Origin of the sequence: Nocardia otitidiscaviarum NBRC 14405 (assembly GCF_000308635.1) — a bacterium.
Taxonomy (GTDB): domain Bacteria; phylum Actinomycetota; class Actinomycetes; order Mycobacteriales; family Mycobacteriaceae; genus Nocardia; species Nocardia otitidiscaviarum.
In genome coordinates this window covers 178,441-194,633 of sequence record NZ_BAGD01000281.1, presented here as the reverse complement: position 1 = coordinate 194,633, position 16,193 = coordinate 178,441, and the positions used below count along the sequence as shown (strand labels likewise).

The window sequence follows — 16,193 nt, the reverse complement described above, 5'->3', positions numbered from 1 at the left end:
AACGATGATTGGAGTTCGCATGCCACACACGATGGAAAGCGCCACCGCCTACGTCATCGCCGCCCTGGAAGCCAAAGGCACCGCCACTCGGGAGGACTTCGATGTCCCGGGCATCGTCGCCACCACGCACGCGCTCGCCGAGAGTTGGGATTTCGAGACCGTCCACGATCGGACCTTCTGGCATATCGCCTCGGTTCACCTGAGGTTCTGATGCGGCCCTACCGAATGCCCGGGACGGGGCCGACACAGCCCAGGACGAAGCAGCCCGCGGGCCAGTCGGCGAACGGCGGGGACAGTGGTTTGCCCAGGCAGTTCAGCGGGCCGCAGCCCGGATAGGTCATCGGGCCCAGGCCGAGCGCGGCCAGGGTCGCGTCCGGGTTGGTGATCATCGGATCGGTGAGGCTGATATCCGGTTTCGGCGCGTACGGACCCGGATCCGGGAGTTCCGGGGACAGGAACGCCTGGGATACCGCGCGCAGCACATCGTGCGGGAAGCTCACCGATCCGCCCGGTACCGTGACGCCGGTCCAGCTGACCAGCAGTCCGAGACTCGGCACGATGAAATTGTCCTGGCGCATCATGCCCGACATCTGGATGGCGTCCTTCGGCAGGCCGGGGAAGGCGCCGTCGCAGCTCGGGCCGTTGATGGTGAACAGGAAGCCGTAGCAGGGATGGGTGGCGGCGGAACTGCTCGCCTGTTCCAGGTAGTCGATCGGAATCAGTTGCCGCCCATCCCAATTGCCGCGATTGACCAGGAGCAGACCGAGTTTGACGAAGTCGTCGGGCGGTAGCACCAGGTGGGCGTAACCGTAGGTGTTTCCGCTGCGGTCACGCGCCCAGTGATAGTCGTCGGCCGGGATTCCCAAGGGATCGAACAGCTTTCGCTGCGCATACGCCTGGAAGTCCTCGCCGACCGCCTGCTGGACGACGTAGACGACGAGATCCACCGCGCGCTGGCTGTACTGCCATTCGGTGCCCTGTTCATGGACGATCGGCATACCCAGGGCCTGCGCCACCACATTCGGATCGATCTGCGCCAGCCCGGTGATCCCCTCCGAGGCCACCGCCACCTGCATGCCCGAGGATTCGGTAAGCAGATTGCGCACGGTGATGGCCCGGTGCGCGGCATCGCCCAGCCCCGGCGGCAGATAGCGGTCGATGGGGTCGTCGACATTCAATTTCCCGTCGCCGACCGCGATTCCGGCCACCATGGACACCACGCTCTTGGTGCTGCTCCACAGATTCCACGGCATCCGGCCCGCGCCCGCATGGCTTTCGCGCTCGAGGACGAGACAGTTGTTGCGGTACACCCGGAAGGTGAAGCGCGTCGGATCGTTCGCGAAATCCAGTGCCTCCCGCAACTTCCGCGCGTCCAGCCCCACCTCCTCGGGGGTGGCGGTGTCCGGCTCCCGCCCGCTACTGACCGCACAGTGCTTCACCCCCGCGCGCTCGGCCCCGGCCACCGGCTGCTCGAACCCCACGAGCAGCATTCCGGCCGCCACCGCCGCCACCACGGCACTCATCAACGCTCGACGCACGCCAGCCTCTCCACTCCCCCGACCCATCAGGACTCGGCCAGCACGCTAGCGACCGTCGCGTCATCTGCTCAGACCCAAGTTGTCGGGCCCAAACTTCTCGGGGCGCACGAGATTCCACCAGCCGTGGGCGCGTCCGCCGGTATTCGTGTGCCCCACCGGCGAGCGCACGGGCACGCACCCCATCGGCGAGGCCGGGCCGCAGCCGCCCGCACCCCGGCCGTCAGACTCACAGGTTCGTTCTACTATTGCGCATCCAAATGTAACTATGTGACACTTCTGTCATGTTGTCACATAGCGCGGACGCGGAGAGCTCCCGGCCGGAGCCGCGGCCACTCGGCCCCGACTCGTTGACGTGGAAGATCTTCGGATCGCTGTACTTCGCCCCGACCGGGCTGTTCCTCGGCATGGTGCAGAACATGCATCCCGGGCTCGGCGCGGGTGTCGAGTTCCACTCCGAGATCCAGGGCGAGTTCTACCAGCGGGTATTCCGGTCCGGCTACCCGATCATCGGGGTGGTGTTCGACGGCCCGCGCGCCAGGGAGACCGCCCGCGAGATCGTCGGATACCACCGCACCATTACGGGGGTTGACGGTCGGGGGCGGCGCTATCACGCGCTGGACCCGGGCACCTTCTACTGGGCGCACGCGGTGTTCTTCGTCCAGACGCTGCGCGCGGGCGAGCTGTTCATGGGCGGCCTCACGGAGGCGCAGAAACAACAGCTGTGGGCCGAGCAGTACCAGTGGTACGAGATGTACGGCATGAGTATGCGCGTCGTCCCCAAGAGCTGGGACGAATTCCGGCAGTACTGGGATGACATGTGCGAGAACGGCCTCGAGCCGACCACCGCCGCGTGGGATATCTGGCACCTGGCCGATACCGCGCCGGTACCCGCCTTCCCGGTGCTGCGTTGGATACCGAAACCCCTGTGGGAGCGAGTGATCCGTCCACTCGGAGCCCGCTTCTTCCACTTCGTCACCATCGGCCTCTGCGATCCCGGGATCCGCCGCACCATGTGCTTCGCCTGGAGCGAACGCGACCAGCGCCGCTTCGACCGGCTCACCCGACTGCTATCGATCATGAACGCCGTCACGCCGGACGCCGTCAAATACTTCTTCCCGCGTATCCGGGCCGCCCGCCGTCGCGAGGCCGGTAAACGCCCTGCCGACCTGCCACCGCCCGAAGCGCCCGAGTTTCTCTGGCCCGCACCCGATCGTCGCGACGACCCGAAGCACTACTGCCCCGTGCACGCCGACTTCGGGTCCGACACGACCACCAAATTCCGCCAACTGACAGGCTTCTGACAATGACCGAACCGGACAGCAGCGCCGCTGTCGCCGTCGACCGCGACAGACATCCCCATGACTATTACTGGCGGCCCGGTATGCCGTTGCGGCCCGCGCCGCCGCGGGCGATTTCCTCGTCATTGTGGCTGGAGCCCCGCCGTAAGATGCTCTCACCATGGATCGACGTGCGCCGCGAGCCCGTATCGACACCGACGACACGACTCATGGCCGACCATCTCTGGCAGGGCGACGAACTCATGGACAACCTCGTCGCCACTTTCCGCCGCATCGGCACCGCCGCGGGCCGGGCCATGCTCGAGCAGGCTCTCGACCACGGCATCGAATCCGTCACCGATCCGCTGCCGGAACTGGTAGCACTGTTCGACCAGCTCGACAACCCGCCGGACTGGTACGACCCCGACCTGTGGGAGCACGGCCGCCGCCTGTGGATCAACGTATCCACTTCCGGCAAACTCGCCATGGGCGTGCAGGACTTCATGGGCACCTTCGTCGGCGCGGAGGTCGCCTCCGCGACCGGGGCGACCGGCCGCTTCGTCAACGACCCCTACCGCCGCAACCTGGAGACCGCCGCCTGGTTCTGGAACGTCACCCGTCCCGGCGGGATGGACCGCCGGTCACCGGTGTTCAAAGACACCGTGCGCGTGCGCCTGATGCACGCCCAAGTCCGCGCCGGGCTCCGGAAAGCATGGGGCGATGAGCATTTCGCGCACAACGGCAACCCGATCTCCAACGCGACCATGATGGGCGCGGCGGTCACCTTCGGCCTGTCCCCCATGTGCTTCGACCACGTCCACGGCCGCCGATTCACCATGGCGCAATTCGATGCCGCCATGCACTACTGGGCCTACATCGCCTACGTGTTCGGCGTGGCCGACGAGCTCATTCCGCGCTCGGCGCTCGAGGGCATGGAGATGTCGGACTATATGGTCGCCACCGCGGGCACGGCACCGGAGTGGACCGACCTGATGGCTACCGCCGCCACCGCATCGTTCACCACCCCCGATCTGCGCACGCGCCTGCGCACCGTCGCGGCGGGTCCGGCGGTCGGACTGATGGCCTACTACAGCAGCACCGACCTGGCCAAGGCGCTGCTGGCCGCCACCCCCTTGCGCGATATCGGCATCCAGCCGTGGGCGTCGCTCACCGGCCTGGCCGCCAATGTCAATGTCCGGCTGCGGGCGCTCGATGATCGGCTGCCGGGGGCGCGGTGGCGCATGCGGCGTCGCACCGCGGGTGACGATATGGCATGGCGGGTCAACACATACATCACCCGCAGGCTGGCCGCGCGCGCCGGGATCCACGGCACGCCCTACGACCACCACGACGGCTCTGCCGAGGGTGTGACGGCATGCCCAATGCACTGAGCGGGTGGCGGCGGCCATGACCGATTCACCCGCCTTGCGCGTCGAATTGCGCCGCAGCGGAACCACGGTCACGGTGCTGCCCGCGCACACCGTCCTGGAAGCCCTGGAGAATCAGGGCATCGAGGTCGCGTCGCTGTGCCGTGCCGGACTGTGCGGAAGCTGCGAAGTCACGGTGCTGGGCGCGGAATTCGAATCGACCGAGCCGCCGGAGGCGATCGTGTCGCGACCGGGCGGCTGCGCCATCCGGCTCTGTGTGGCCACCACCGGCACCTTGACCCGGTTGGTCCTGGACCTCTAGGCCGCGACCGCCGACGCCTCGATGAGCGGTCCGAAATAGGTGCGCGCCAACCATCGGGCGTGGTCGTCTGTATCGATCGGCAGTACCGGCGATGGCACGATCACCAGCGACGCCGCCACCCGGAACATCAGATCGGCGGCGCGCACCGCCGCCTCCATGGGCAGGCCCTCGCTGGTGATCGCCATCGCGATCAGCGTGCGCACCGGTTCGAGCGCCGACGCGCGATCATCCAGCAGCGGCTGCACCGTCTCCGGCTCGAAGCGGCGCAGCGCCGCCAGGAGTTCATTGGTCCGGCATTCGGCCACGCCGAGCACGAACGCCTCGGCGGCGCGCTCGACCGGCGTCGGGTGGGCCAGCACCCGCGGGCCGACGGCCTCGAGGAATTCGACCACCTCGCGCAGCGTCACCTGCCGCACGATATCGCCCTTGTCGCCCAGACGCCGATACACCGTCTGCCGCGCGATCTTCGCGCGACGGGCGATATCGCCCACGGAGGTGCGCCGATATCCGTGCGCGATGAACTCCGCGCGCGCGGCGTCGAGCAACCGCATCTGCTCGGCATCCGCGTCGAATCCCACGCTGGCGAGGAGCTTCGGTAACTGGACTCGTTCATCGGCCACGCTGCCAGCCTAAACGGTGCTCGGCGCGACCTCTGATCGCGCGGCGGGCCCGCCATCCCCGATGATCGGAGGCAGGGAAGGCGGACCGCCGGCCGGACGCCGATGGGGCGGCTCGAGCCTGCATCGGCACCACGTCCGAGCAGGCCGCGGGGCCTGCCCGGTTTCCGGGATCACGACGCGGGTTACGAACTGTCGGATACCACGGGAGGCATTGCTATTCGTAGGTGCGACAGCAGGATTCCCGGGCGGCGTCCCGAGCGTAGCCAGGTGGGCAGCTCGGTATCGGCGTCGATGGTGGTGTCCACGATCGCCATTCGCGCCCGGAAACGCGCCCGCGCGGTGACCGGATGCAGCGGACCTGTCGAGAACTGTTGCAGCATCGTCACGGTCGACCGCATCGGCACGGCGGGTCCGAAGGCGCGCGCGGTCACGCCCAGGGTCCACGGTGTCGCGTCGCCGTCGCCTTCCACGGCGACCACGGTGCCCGAGGCGAGATCGCCGGTGAACCGCGCGAGTGTCACCGGCAGAGCGCAGTTGCCGCGCCCGCCGACGAGGCCCGATTCGGAGTCCGTCGCCATGAACGCGATATGCCCACGGGGACGCAATCCGGAACGAAACCCGATGGCCGCCAACACCTTTCCATGCGGGCCGATCGGCGAGTCCGCGCATCGCAGGAAGCCCCCCACCACCACCAGCGGCCGGGCTCGACCGCGCAGGAGCGGCGGCAGTACCCGCGACGCGGTGGTGGCGGCGCGGTCGAACCAGAACACCGCCTCGTACTCGCACGCCCACGCGGCGGGGACGGATTCCGCAGGCAGTCGCCGCAGCAGCGTGGCGGTCAGGGCGGTCTCGGGCGCGCCGACGACCACCGGATCGAACTGCGGCATAGCGCTCCTTCTCCTATGACGCCAATCGCGCGGTATCGCACACCAGAACTGAAGTTACACGATAGTCGTTTTGTAACGTACCGCCTGGTAACAACCATGCTGCGATTGGACGCGAACTGCGGACACTATCGAAATTCCCTCCAGATAGCTATGCGTCAGCAATCACTAGATGCCGTTCAGGGCAGGTAATCAAGTCGACATAATTAGCCAGCCGATGTCTGCCATTGAGCGGACAGAGTGACATTTTAACGCTAGTGTGTCACCACTACCTCTGCTGCCCAGGAAGAGATGCCCATGACCACAACGCCTCCGACAGCGACGTCGGCGACGGGCGCGGCGATCCTGCGACGGAATCTGACCGACGTCGCCGTCACCGGACTGCGCACCTACGGACGCGGTGTTCAGCTGGCGGTGATCGCCGTGCGCGGCGCCGCCGCCGACCTGGTGCGTGGCCGTTTCCAATGGCTCGAGTTCTGGCGGCAGGCGTGGTACCTCATCACCGTCACCGCGATCCCGGCCGTACTCATGGCCATACCGTTCGGTGTGATCGTGTCCGCGCAGGTCGGCAATCTCATTCACCAGCTCGGCGCGGATTCGATGATCGGCGCGGCCGGCGGTCTCGGGGTGATCAAGCAGGGCGCGCCGATGGCGACCGGACTGCTGCTCGGCGGCGCGGGCGCCTCGGCCATCGCCGCGGATCTGGGCGCGCGGACCATCCGGGAAGAGATCGACGCGCTGCGGGTCATGGGTTTGGATCCGGTACGGCGACTCGTCGTTCCACGAGTTGCCGCGATGCTGCTGGTAGCGCCGCTGCTGAACGTTCTGATCATTTTCGTGGGTGTGGGCGCCGGTTACCTCATGGCCGTGACGGCGCAGGGGGTGACGCCGGGCAGCTACTGGCTCACCTTCGGCTCCTTCACCGGCGTCACCGATGTCTGGGTCTCCCTGGGCAAGTCGGTGCTCTTCGGGTTCCTGGTGGTGGTCGTGTCCTGCCAACGCGGACTCGAGGCCCGCGGCGGGCCGCGCGGCGTCGCCGACGGCGTCAACGCCGCGGTGGTGCTCTCGGTCGTGGCCATCGCCGTCTGCGATCTGGCGCTGACCCAGCTGGCGGCCATGTTCCTGCCGGTGAGGCTGGCATGATCGCCAGCCGTCACCTGCCCGCCGGGCTGCGGTGGACACGCCGCGGCGCCCGCGTCACCGCACTGCCGGCGACCGCCGTGGAGACCGCGGGATTCGTGGTGGACTTCTGCTGGCAGGTGCTGCGCTCGATTCCCCTGACGCTCAGCCACTATCGCGCCGAAACCCTTCGCCTGGTCACCGACCTGACCTGGGGCAGAGGCTCACTGGTGGTGGGCGGCGGAACCGTGCCCACGCTGGTGGTACTCGGCTTGGTGATGGGCGCCGGAACCGGCATCGAGGCGTTCTCCATGCTCGACATGCTCGGTATGGGCCCGCTGACCGGAATCATCTCCGCCTTCGCCAACACCCGCGAACTGGCACCCATCGCGGCGGGGATCGGTTTCGCCGCCCAGGCCGGGTGCCGGATGACCGCCGAGATCGGCGCCATGCGGATCTCGGAGGAGATCGACGCCCTCGAAGCACTGGGGCTGCGGTCCATACCGTTCGTCGTCACCACCCGGATCATCGCCGGGGCCGTGGCGATCGTGCCGACCTTCCTTATCGCGCTGATTCTCGCCTACCTCAGCTGCGCAGCCGTGGTCATCGTGGTGCACGGCCAGTCCAGCGGTGTGTACTACCACTACTTCTTCCAGTTCGTCTCCGGCTGGGACATGGTCGCCGCGGTGATCAAGGTGCTGGTCTTCGTCACCGCGGTCATCCTCATCCACTGCTATCAGGGCTTCTTCGCCGCCGGCGGGCCCGAGGGCGTCGGCATCGCCTCCGGACGTGCGGTGCGCGCCAGCTTCGTCACGATCGTCGCCTTGGACATGGTGCTGACCCTCGCACTGTGGGGCGTCGACTCCTCGATCCAGTTCACGGGGTGAGGGCCATGCCCAGATACGGAATGCCCGGCGCCGCAACGGATCGGCGTACCGCACGCAGACGAGGTCTGATCGCGATGCTCACCGTCGCCGTCGTCGCCGCGGGCGTGGTCGGCTATCGGTCCACCACGCCCGACCGGCAGCTCCGGTTGGAGATCACGACCGCCGCGGTGGGAAGCGGGATCACCCGTGGGACACAGGTCGAGATGTACGGCGTGCCGGTCGGCGAACTGGACGCCGCCCGGCACACATCGCCGGGCCGCCAGCGGCTCACCCTGCTGCTGGACGCGGACGCCGTCGGCGATCTCACCGATACGCTCACCCTCGCGTTCGCGCCCACCAACCTGTTCGGAGTCAGCCGGATCGCGGTGCGTCCCGGCGACGGCGGCACCCGTCTGTACGACGGCGCCACCGTCGACCTGACCGGTGCGGGTCGGACGGTCGACGTCACGATGGGGCATCTGCTCGAACAGCTGTCGGGCCTGGCCGGTGCGGTGCTGACCCCGCAACTGAGCGCCTCGCTCAGCAGGCTCAGCGTCGAACTGGACGCCGTGGCCCCGGTATTGCACGCGGTCGTGGCCACCGCGCGCACGGTGGCCGACACCCAGCGCTACACCCCGTCTTATCTGATCGACCGATACGCCGCCGCGATGACGGGGGTGCCCGCTTTCCTCGACGGCAGTATGGCGTTGCTGAACGAGATCACCCATATTCCGGCGATACGGACCGACAGCGCCGACTTCGACCGCAGGGTCGATGTCCTCATCGACGAATTGTTTCCCGCCCTCACGCGTTTCGGGCATTCCGCGCGCGAGAGCCTCGGTCCCTACGCCGATCTGCTCACCCCGATCCTGCGTGCGGTCGCCGCCACGGTGCCCGATCCGAATCGGTCCGGTGCGGAGCTGCGTGAACTGCTCGATCGGCTGGGGCGTGCGTTCACCGACGGTCCGGACGGCCCGGCACTCGACGTCGAGGTCGTACTGCGCGGTGTGCCCGCGGTGGCCGTCCCGCTGGCATCCGCGATCGGGACAGGTGGCGGCCGATGAGCAAGACACTCCGATTCGCTTGGCGTACAACGGCTTTCGGTGCCGTCATGACTGTTCTGCTGGTTGCCGTCATCCAGTTGATCCAGCGGCCGGTACCCGGCCCGACGGAACGCTTCACGGCGCTGTTCACCGATGCCAGTGGCCTGTACGCGGGTGCCGATGTCCGCATGTACGGGCTCGCGGTCGGCAAGGTGCGGACCGTCGAACTCGACGGCACGCTGGCGCGGGTCGACTTCACGGTGCGACAGGACCAACCGATCGACCGCGACGCCAGGGTCGCGATTCGCTATCAGAGCCTCGCCGGGCAGCGCTACCTCGATGTGCGCCAGCCGGAGCAGACCACCGATCCACTGCCCGGCGGCACCACCATCGACACGGCGCACACCATCCCCTCGTTCGATATCACGGCGCTGTTCAACGGCTTACAACCCGTACTGGCCGAGATATCGCCGGACGCCGTGAACCAGTTCGCCGAATCCATGCTCGCCGTACTCGACGGGGACGGCGCAGGACCGGGCCCGGTGCTCGACGCGATCGAGCGGATCGGCGCCTACGTGGGCGACCGTCAGATGGTGATATCCACACTCGTCCGCAATCTGCGGCAGATGTCGGACACGCTGGCCGGGCGCTCGCCCCATATGATCACCGCGATCACCGAGTTGACGGCCGTATTCGCCACACTCGAACAGCATCTGCACGGCATTGTCGACTACGCCGAGAGCATGCCCGCGCTGCTGCGGCCGCTCGACGACCTCGCCGCGCGGCTGGGGCTCTCCCCGGGTACCAATGCGGACCTCGACCGGCTGCTGCGTGCGGCACTGCCCGATCCGGAGGCGGCGCGCGAGGTCTTGTCGCGGCTGCCCGGCCTGCTGCAGACCCTGGACACACTGGCGGCCGCGGCGGTCGTGCCCACAGCCGCCGCCTGCGGCAACGGGCCCGCGCCCGTCCCCGCACCACTGGCGATCCTCATCGCCGGGCAAAGGATCACGGTATGCCAACGATGACGCGACTGAAGGACTGTGTGGGTGGGCGCGACGCGGCCGGGCGCGAGGTGCGCTGGGGCATCGCCGGTGCGGTCGTCCTCGTCGTCGCGCTCGCGGCCAGCGCGGCGCTGTACGTCCTGCCCGTGGGCAGGACCACCTACACGGCGCTGCTCAGCGAGGCGGGCGCGGTACGAGTCGGCGACGACGTGCGCGTCGCCGGAATCACCGTCGGCGCCGTCACCGCCGTCGACCTGCTTGCCGACGAGGTCCGCATGCGTTTCACCGTCGACGACGAGGTGCCGGTCGGCGACGCCAGCAGCCTCGAGATCCGCATGCTCACCGCCGTCGGTGGACATTACGTGGCGCTCTCCCCCGCCGGGTCGACCCCCCTCGGCACCGCTGCCATCCCCGCCGACCGGGTTCGCTTGCCCTACAGCCTCATGCGTGTATTCCAGGATGCGACAACACCGTTGGAGCGGGTGGACGGCGGCGTGGTGCGCGAGAATCTCACCGCCCTGGAGAGTGCGCTGTCGGGGCATCCGGACTCACTGCGCCGAATCGGCGACACCGTCCTGGTCATGACGGACCTGCTCGACCGGCAGCGGGCCGACATCGACGCCGCTCTGACGGTCGCCAGCGAGTACCTCGGCACCATCGACGCCGCGAAATCGACTGTCGCGCAATTGTTTCGGCACATCAACGCGGTGGAGACGATCCTGATCGACAAGCGAGACGAGATCAATGCCGCCCTGCCCCTGACCACCCGGCTGCTCTCCCGCGTCGCCGCGCTGGAACCCGCCTACCGCACCACGCTGCAACCTCTGGCCGACGAGTTCGCTCGCGCCCTACCGGCATTGCGGCAGCTGGGACAGCGGCTCGACCAGATGATCGGCACCGTCGGGAATTTGACCGACCGGCTGACACAGCTGGCCGCGCGCAATGGGGTGACGGTAGATCAATCCGGGATCGTGCTGACCCCGGTCTGTGTTCCGCTACCGGGAAAGGAATGCTGACCGTGCGCCGACTACTCGCCTCACGCGGACTCGTCACGATCGCGGGCGCGCTGGTCACCGCCATTGTCGCGCTCGCCGGCTATGTGGTGCTGGCCCGGCCGCTCGCTCCCGAGGAGCACTACTGCGCACTGATGCCCGACGCCATCGGCCTGTATCCCGGCACCCATGTGAAGCTGCGCGGCGTCGTCGTCGGATCCGTCACCGCCGTGCGGCTCGACACCGGTAGCGTCCGGGTCGATTTCGACATCGACGCCGATCATCGACTGCACGGCGACGTCGCCGCGGCGACCGTGGCGACCACGCTGGCCGCCGACCGTGACCTGGCGGTGCTGCCGGGGCATTCCACCGAAACGCCGTGGGATCCGGATCGGTGCGTCACCCGCACGCTCACACCCAAGAGCATCAGCGAAACCCTGCGGGCCGCCAACGAACTCATGCTCGAGCTGAATTCCCCCGACGATCCCGACCTGGTCGGCCGCACCCTCCGGCAATTGCGTGAGGCGACGGCCGGTACCGGCGGTCAGGCCGATGCGCTGCTCACGCAACTGGCTTCGGGCGCCCTGTCCTCCGACGCCACGGTGGTGCGACTGGGCGCCCTCATCGACTCGCTGGGTTCCCTGTCGGCGGCCACGGCGGCGAACTGGGCGGAGTACAAGCAGGTTCTCACGCGTTTCCCCGCGGTTTTCGATCAGATCAACAACGAGATCTTCGCCGAACTCGCCGAACTCGTCGACAGCCTGCGGGTGATCCTGCCCTGGGCCAACGACATCACTCGCGAATACGGCGGCGCGATTCTCGGCGGACTCGACGCCGTGGTGCCCTACATCCGGCTGCTGGCGTCCCACGCCGGCACGCTCGAGCGCATCGTCGACGCCGTGCCGGTTCTCGTCGGCGCGTTCACCCGCATGGCGGGACCCGACGGGCAGCCCATGCTCACCTGGACGCCGCCACGTGTGCACCTCCCGCAGCACGTCGGGGCCGCAGTGTGCGCGGCGGTGGACGCACTCGAACCAGGCCGTTGCTCCGCGGCGGACGCGGTGGCGGCGATCGATCTCGCAACATTTGTTTTCGGCATGACAGGTGGACGATGATGTTCTCGCGGAACCGGCGCTACCCGGCGGTACAGCGTTGCGGCCCGGCCCACGGCATACGGTCGGCACGGCTCGGGCTCATCGTTTTCGTCACGGCCATAGCCGTTTTCATCGCCGCATGCGCTGTCGACCCGGCGGCGCTCCCCACGCTGAGCGGTGGCGTGCGCACGCCCGCCTACCGCCTGCACATCCAGTTCCCCGACGCGCTGAACCTGCCCTCCGGCGCGAGGGTGGTCGCCGACGGCGTGCCGGTGGGAAAGCTGACCGCCGTCGCCCTGGTCGCTCCCGATGCCGCCCGGCCCGGGTTCGTACTGGCGGACGTGGATATCGACGCCGACGTCCGGCTGTCCGGCGCGGTCACCGCGCAACTGCGGCAGGACACGCCGCTCGGTGATGTGTACATCGCGCTCGAGACCCCGGCGGGCGACGCCGGTCCCGCACTGTCGGAGGGCGCGACGATTCCCTTGGACCAGACCCGCCCCGCCGTTCAGGTGGAGGACACGATGGCCGGTCTGGCCGCCTTCGTGCGAGGTGGCACGGTCACCCGACTGCAGGACATTCTCAATCAAGTCAACGCCGCGCTACCGGCGGATCCCCGTGAGACCGCCCGCCTGCGAGCGCTGTTCGCCGACAATGTCACCGACCTTGGCGACCACCTGGACAGCGTGGACGCGCTGCTGGCCGCCACCGCATCGGATCTCGACGCCGTCCGCGCCAACGCGTCGGCCATACGTGAGCACTTCTCGGCGGCGGGAGCCGATCAGGTCGCCACCGCCACCGCATCCGTGGTGCGCCTGCTCGGACTGCTCCCGGCGGTTGGCACGCTGCCGGACGCGCTGGTCTGGTTGAGCCCACTGGCCCAGGCCGGTGACGCCTCGGCCGCCGCGCTCCTGCCGCTGCTGTTCACCACCGGCCCGCTGGACACCAGCGCACCCTCGAACCTCAACAGGCTGGTCGCCTTGCTCGACGATCGCATCCTGCCGTGGGCGGAACACGGTCCCACCGTGAACGTCACCGAATTCCGCACCGCGACAACGCCCGCGGCGGACTCCGCGCCCGAGATGGACGCGATTCTCGCGGCACTGCGCATGGTGGGGGTCGTGCGATGACGGCGCGGTCCGCGCTGTCGGTGACGGCGATCCTCGCGGTCTTCGTGGTGGGCTCGGCCTACCTGGCCATCGGCGTCGTCCGGGTGGACTGGTTCCGCCAGTACCTGCACGTCACCATGTCCGTTCCGGAATCCGGTGGGCTGCAACCACATTCCCCCGTTCTACTGTCGGGCGTGCCGGTCGGCGAGGTCACCGCGGTGGAGGTGGCCGGGCGGGGAGTCCTGGTGCGGCTGCGGCTCGAGGACACCCATCCCGTCCCCGCCGCCAGTACCGTCCGCATCGAGGCGCTGTCCGCGCTCGGTGAGCCCTATCTGCAATTCACCCCGACCGAGGTGGGCGGACCGGTGCTCGCCGACGGCGCCGAGGTCGACACCCGCCTGGTGCGGACTCCTCTCTCCCTGCCCGGCATGGCCGAGGCGGCGACCGATCTGCTCACCCAGCTCGATCCCGGCGCGATCGACGACCTGGTGAGCACGTTCACCGCCGGTCTCGACGGCGCCGGATCGGTGCTGCCGCAGGTGAACCGGTCCGCCGAACTGCTGGCCGCAACCCTGCTCAGCCGCCAGCCGCAATTGCGCGGCCTGCTCACCGACCTGCAGACCATCGGTGCCGACCTGGACTGGCTCGGAACGTCGCTGCGGGCCGGAGGCCCGGAATTCGGCCGCTTCGGCGGTAAGGTCCGTGAGGTCGTCGACGCCCTCGATGTCCTGGTGCACAGCGAGGGATTTCCCGACGCCTACCGCACCGGCACCGGTCTGGCGCCGTTCCTCGACCAGCTCACCGACCGCCTCGGTCTCCTCGGTCCCGAACTCGCGCCGCTCGTGCCCGTCTTGGCGCCGCTGACGCAGGCCACCACGGGCGTCCTGGGCGCGCTGGATATCGGCGCGCTGCTCACCCAGGCACTAGCGCAGACCGGCGACCAGTCCGTACGCCTGCAGATTTCCGTCCGCTGACCATAGATGGGAACAGCCATGACCGACCCCACCGACACCACACCGACCCGGGACGCCGCCGAGCAGGCTGCCGCCGACCGTGATGCCCGACCCGGCCCACGTGCGGTGTCGATACCGCTGAGAGCCCTCGCGCGCTCGGGGATCGCCGCCGTACTCGTGACCGCCACCGCCGTTTTCGCGATCCTGTGGTGGACCGCGCGCCACGAACTCGACGAGCGCGCCGCCGGCGACGACCGACGCCGCCACGCCGAACAGGTCGCGACCGACTACGCGGTGGGCGCCTCGACCATCGACTACCAGGACTTCCCCGCCTGGCTGGCCAAGCTCAAGGACGGCACCGCACCACAGCTGGCCAGCAAGTTCGACGCGACCGGACCGGCGCTACGGGAACTGCTCACACCGCTGCGCTGGACCTCCACCGCCACGCCCATCGCGGCGAAGGTGAGTTCCGAATCGGGCGGCATCTACCAGGTCGAGGTATTCCTCGATGTCAATTCGACCAGCGCGCAGACCCCGGACGGGGCGCGCACCACCGTCACCTACCGGGTCTCGGTGGACCGCGATGCGGATTGGCAGGTCTCCGAGGTCGGTGGGCTGGACGGCGCACTGCCCACCCGCTGACACTCACGCCAATCGCGATGTGCCCGCCCCAGCTCGGTACCCGGTTCCTCGCCGAAGATCCATTCGCGGGCGACCACGTGCAGATTCGTCCGAGGCCGCAGCTGCCCCAGCATCGCGACCAGCTGCAACTCGGTGCGCCCGCGCAAGAGCTGTTCGGCGGGCAGGTTGAACGACCGCACCGATCCTGTCCGGTTCGCCCCGAACCCCAGCAGCGCCACCAGATCGTTGGCGACAGCGGGTGTGAAGGACACCTCGCCGTCGCGCAGGTACCAGCCGAAGACACGCAGCAGTGTCGCGTACGCCTCGTCGCGCGACACCGACGATCGCGAGGCGAACCCGCGGGCTTCCATGAGCGCGACGATCCGCTCGCTGTCGCCGTCGATTCCCGCGCGCAGCGCCGCCAGTTCGGTCTCGGCCGTATCGGCGTCCACGGCCTTGCACAGGCCGAAGTCGATGAATCCGACCGTACCGTCGTCGCGGAGCAGCACGTTCCCCGGATGCGGGTCGGCACTGTAGAACCGCAGGAAATAGGGTGTGCCGCAATAGAATCTGAAAAGGATCTCGGCAATCCGGTCACGCTCGGCCGGCGGCGCGGAATACGCCTCGCGCAGCGGACGTCCGGACAGGTAGTCCGTCACCAGTACCCGAGAGGTGCACAGCTCGGACACCACGTCCGGTATCCGAACGAAGGGATGATCCCGGTATGCCGCAGCCAGCCGCAGCGTATTGGCCGCCTCCAGCCGGTAGTCCAGTTCCTCCCCGATCCGGGCCTCCAGTTCGTCGGCCAGTGCGGCCGTGTCGAGCGCCGGATGGATCAGTCGATAAACGCTCAGCAGCGTGCGCAGATTCTTCAGGTCCGCCCGGACCGCCGCCTCGATATCGGGGTACTGCACCTTGACCGCCACGTCACGCCCGTCGGCCAGTCGTGCCCGGTACACCTGCCCGATGGACGCCGCGGCGACCGGTTCGGGATCGAATTCGGCGAAGACCGCGGCCGATCTCCCGCCGAGTTCCGCCTCCAGATGGGCGCGCATCCGGGGCCACGGCACCACCGGAGCACTGTCCTGCAGACGCGCCAACGTCTCTTGGAACAACTCGCGCTCGCTCGGCGGCAGCAGGCCCGCGTCGATCAGCGACAGCAACTGCCCCAGCTTCATCGCGACACCGCGCAGACTTCCGAGCACGACGACCAGGCGATCCGCGAGGAGGGCGGGGAACTGCCCGGCGCGATCCGCGGACGCGCCCGGGCTGACCACGCCCACGGCCTGGTGAACAGCGAGTTTCGCCGCTTCGGCGCCCACCGCACCGCCGAACCGGGCCGCGCGTCCCGCGCGCGATCGTGACGCCCTCGTCATCGGACAAGTAT

The 16,193-nt window shown here is 68.5% G+C and carries 17 protein-coding genes; 13 read left to right on the top strand and 4 right to left on the bottom strand.

The genetic code is table 11. From position 1 onward, the window contains the following. The first annotated feature begins 19 nt into the window (after nucleotides 1-19). Nucleotides 20-211, top strand: coding sequence for a hypothetical protein (locus tag ON31_RS34205; RefSeq protein ID WP_029932022.1), 192 nt, complete (start codon nucleotides 20-22; stop codon nucleotides 209-211). Between the two features lie 7 nt (nucleotides 212-218). Here the strand turns inward: ON31_RS34205 and ON31_RS34200 are convergent, their stop codons facing one another. Further along, the gene (locus ON31_RS34200) at nucleotides 219-1,538 is read right to left on the bottom strand and encodes a serine hydrolase domain-containing protein (protein ID WP_255222376.1); all 1,320 of its coding nucleotides are present in this window, start codon (nucleotides 1,536-1,538) and stop codon (nucleotides 219-221) included. 281 nt (nucleotides 1,539-1,819) lie between these two features. Between ON31_RS34200 and ON31_RS34195 the strand changes: the two genes are divergently transcribed. From ON31_RS34195 to ON31_RS34185, 3 genes are read left to right on the top strand one after another with little or no spacing between them, the layout of a single operon-like run. Beyond that, entirely contained in the window at nucleotides 1,820-2,839 is a 1,020-nt protein-coding gene (locus ON31_RS34195; RefSeq protein ID WP_051038288.1) for an oxygenase MpaB family protein, read from the top strand. Between the two features lie 2 nt (nucleotides 2,840-2,841). Continuing rightward, the gene (locus ON31_RS34190; protein WP_039819328.1) at nucleotides 2,842-4,206 is read left to right on the top strand and encodes an oxygenase MpaB family protein; all 1,365 of its coding nucleotides are present in this window, start codon (nucleotides 2,842-2,844) and stop codon (nucleotides 4,204-4,206) included. 16 nt (nucleotides 4,207-4,222) lie between these two features. Beyond that, nucleotides 4,223-4,504 carry a 2Fe-2S iron-sulfur cluster-binding protein gene (locus ON31_RS34185; RefSeq protein ID WP_147287181.1) on the top strand — a complete coding sequence of 94 codons (282 nt, stop codon included), beginning with the start codon at nucleotides 4,223-4,225 and terminating at the stop codon, nucleotides 4,502-4,504. On the opposite strand, the gene ON31_RS34180 is transcribed toward ON31_RS34185, so the two are convergent. Beyond that, nucleotides 4,501-5,124, bottom strand: coding sequence for a TetR/AcrR family transcriptional regulator (locus ON31_RS34180; RefSeq protein WP_029932018.1), 624 nt, complete (start codon nucleotides 5,122-5,124; stop codon nucleotides 4,501-4,503). The genes ON31_RS34185 and ON31_RS34180 overlap by 4 nt on opposite strands. A 182-nt stretch (nucleotides 5,125-5,306) precedes the next feature. Further along, the gene (locus ON31_RS35180; RefSeq protein ID WP_051038286.1) at nucleotides 5,307-6,011 is read right to left on the bottom strand and encodes an acetoacetate decarboxylase family protein; all 705 of its coding nucleotides are present in this window, start codon (nucleotides 6,009-6,011) and stop codon (nucleotides 5,307-5,309) included. Nucleotides 6,012-6,305: 294 nt separating this feature from the next. Between ON31_RS35180 and ON31_RS34170 the strand changes: the two genes are divergently transcribed. The 9 genes from ON31_RS34170 to ON31_RS34130 are packed head-to-tail and all read left to right on the top strand — an operon-like array spanning nucleotide 6,306 to nucleotide 14,827. Then, nucleotides 6,306-7,151, top strand: coding sequence for an ABC transporter permease (locus ON31_RS34170; protein WP_039819325.1), 846 nt, complete (start codon nucleotides 6,306-6,308; stop codon nucleotides 7,149-7,151). Continuing rightward, complete coding sequence (locus ON31_RS34165; protein ID WP_029932015.1) at nucleotides 7,148-8,014, top strand: ABC transporter permease; 867 nt, start codon at nucleotides 7,148-7,150, stop codon at nucleotides 8,012-8,014. Before ON31_RS34170 ends, ON31_RS34165 begins: the two co-directional genes overlap by 4 nt. 5 nt (nucleotides 8,015-8,019) lie before the next feature. After that, nucleotides 8,020-9,057 carry an Mce/MlaD family protein gene (locus ON31_RS34160; protein WP_039819324.1) on the top strand — a complete coding sequence of 346 codons (1,038 nt, stop codon included), beginning with the start codon at nucleotides 8,020-8,022 and terminating at the stop codon, nucleotides 9,055-9,057. Beyond that, entirely contained in the window at nucleotides 9,054-10,061 is a 1,008-nt protein-coding gene (locus ON31_RS34155) for an MlaD family protein (RefSeq protein WP_039819322.1), read from the top strand. Before ON31_RS34160 ends, ON31_RS34155 begins: the two co-directional genes overlap by 4 nt. Beyond that, nucleotides 10,049-11,053 (top strand): MlaD family protein, encoded by a 1,005-nt coding sequence (locus tag ON31_RS34150; RefSeq protein WP_063821613.1) that lies wholly within the window; start codon nucleotides 10,049-10,051, stop codon nucleotides 11,051-11,053. The genes ON31_RS34155 and ON31_RS34150 overlap by 13 nt, the downstream gene beginning before the upstream one ends. Further along, nucleotides 11,047-12,144: an MlaD family protein gene (locus tag ON31_RS34145; RefSeq protein ID WP_039819319.1), complete on the top strand. Its 1,098-nt coding sequence runs from the start codon at nucleotides 11,047-11,049 to the stop codon at nucleotides 12,142-12,144. The genes ON31_RS34150 and ON31_RS34145 overlap by 7 nt, the downstream gene beginning before the upstream one ends. Further along, complete coding sequence (locus ON31_RS34140) at nucleotides 12,141-13,253, top strand: MlaD family protein (RefSeq protein ID WP_051038284.1); 1,113 nt, start codon at nucleotides 12,141-12,143, stop codon at nucleotides 13,251-13,253. Before ON31_RS34145 ends, ON31_RS34140 begins: the two co-directional genes overlap by 4 nt. Beyond that, nucleotides 13,250-14,206: an MlaD family protein gene (locus tag ON31_RS34135; protein WP_039819318.1), complete on the top strand. Its 957-nt coding sequence runs from the start codon at nucleotides 13,250-13,252 to the stop codon at nucleotides 14,204-14,206. The genes ON31_RS34140 and ON31_RS34135 overlap by 4 nt, the downstream gene beginning before the upstream one ends. A gap of 18 nt (nucleotides 14,207-14,224) precedes the next feature. Continuing rightward, entirely contained in the window at nucleotides 14,225-14,827 is a 603-nt protein-coding gene (locus tag ON31_RS34130; protein WP_029932008.1) for a hypothetical protein, read from the top strand. Here the strand turns inward: ON31_RS34130 and ON31_RS34125 are convergent. Continuing rightward, the gene (locus ON31_RS34125) at nucleotides 14,746-16,182 is read right to left on the bottom strand and encodes an ABC1 kinase family protein (protein ID WP_081592949.1); all 1,437 of its coding nucleotides are present in this window, start codon (nucleotides 16,180-16,182) and stop codon (nucleotides 14,746-14,748) included. The genes ON31_RS34130 and ON31_RS34125 overlap by 82 nt on opposite strands. Nucleotides 16,183-16,193: the final 11 nt, after the last annotated feature.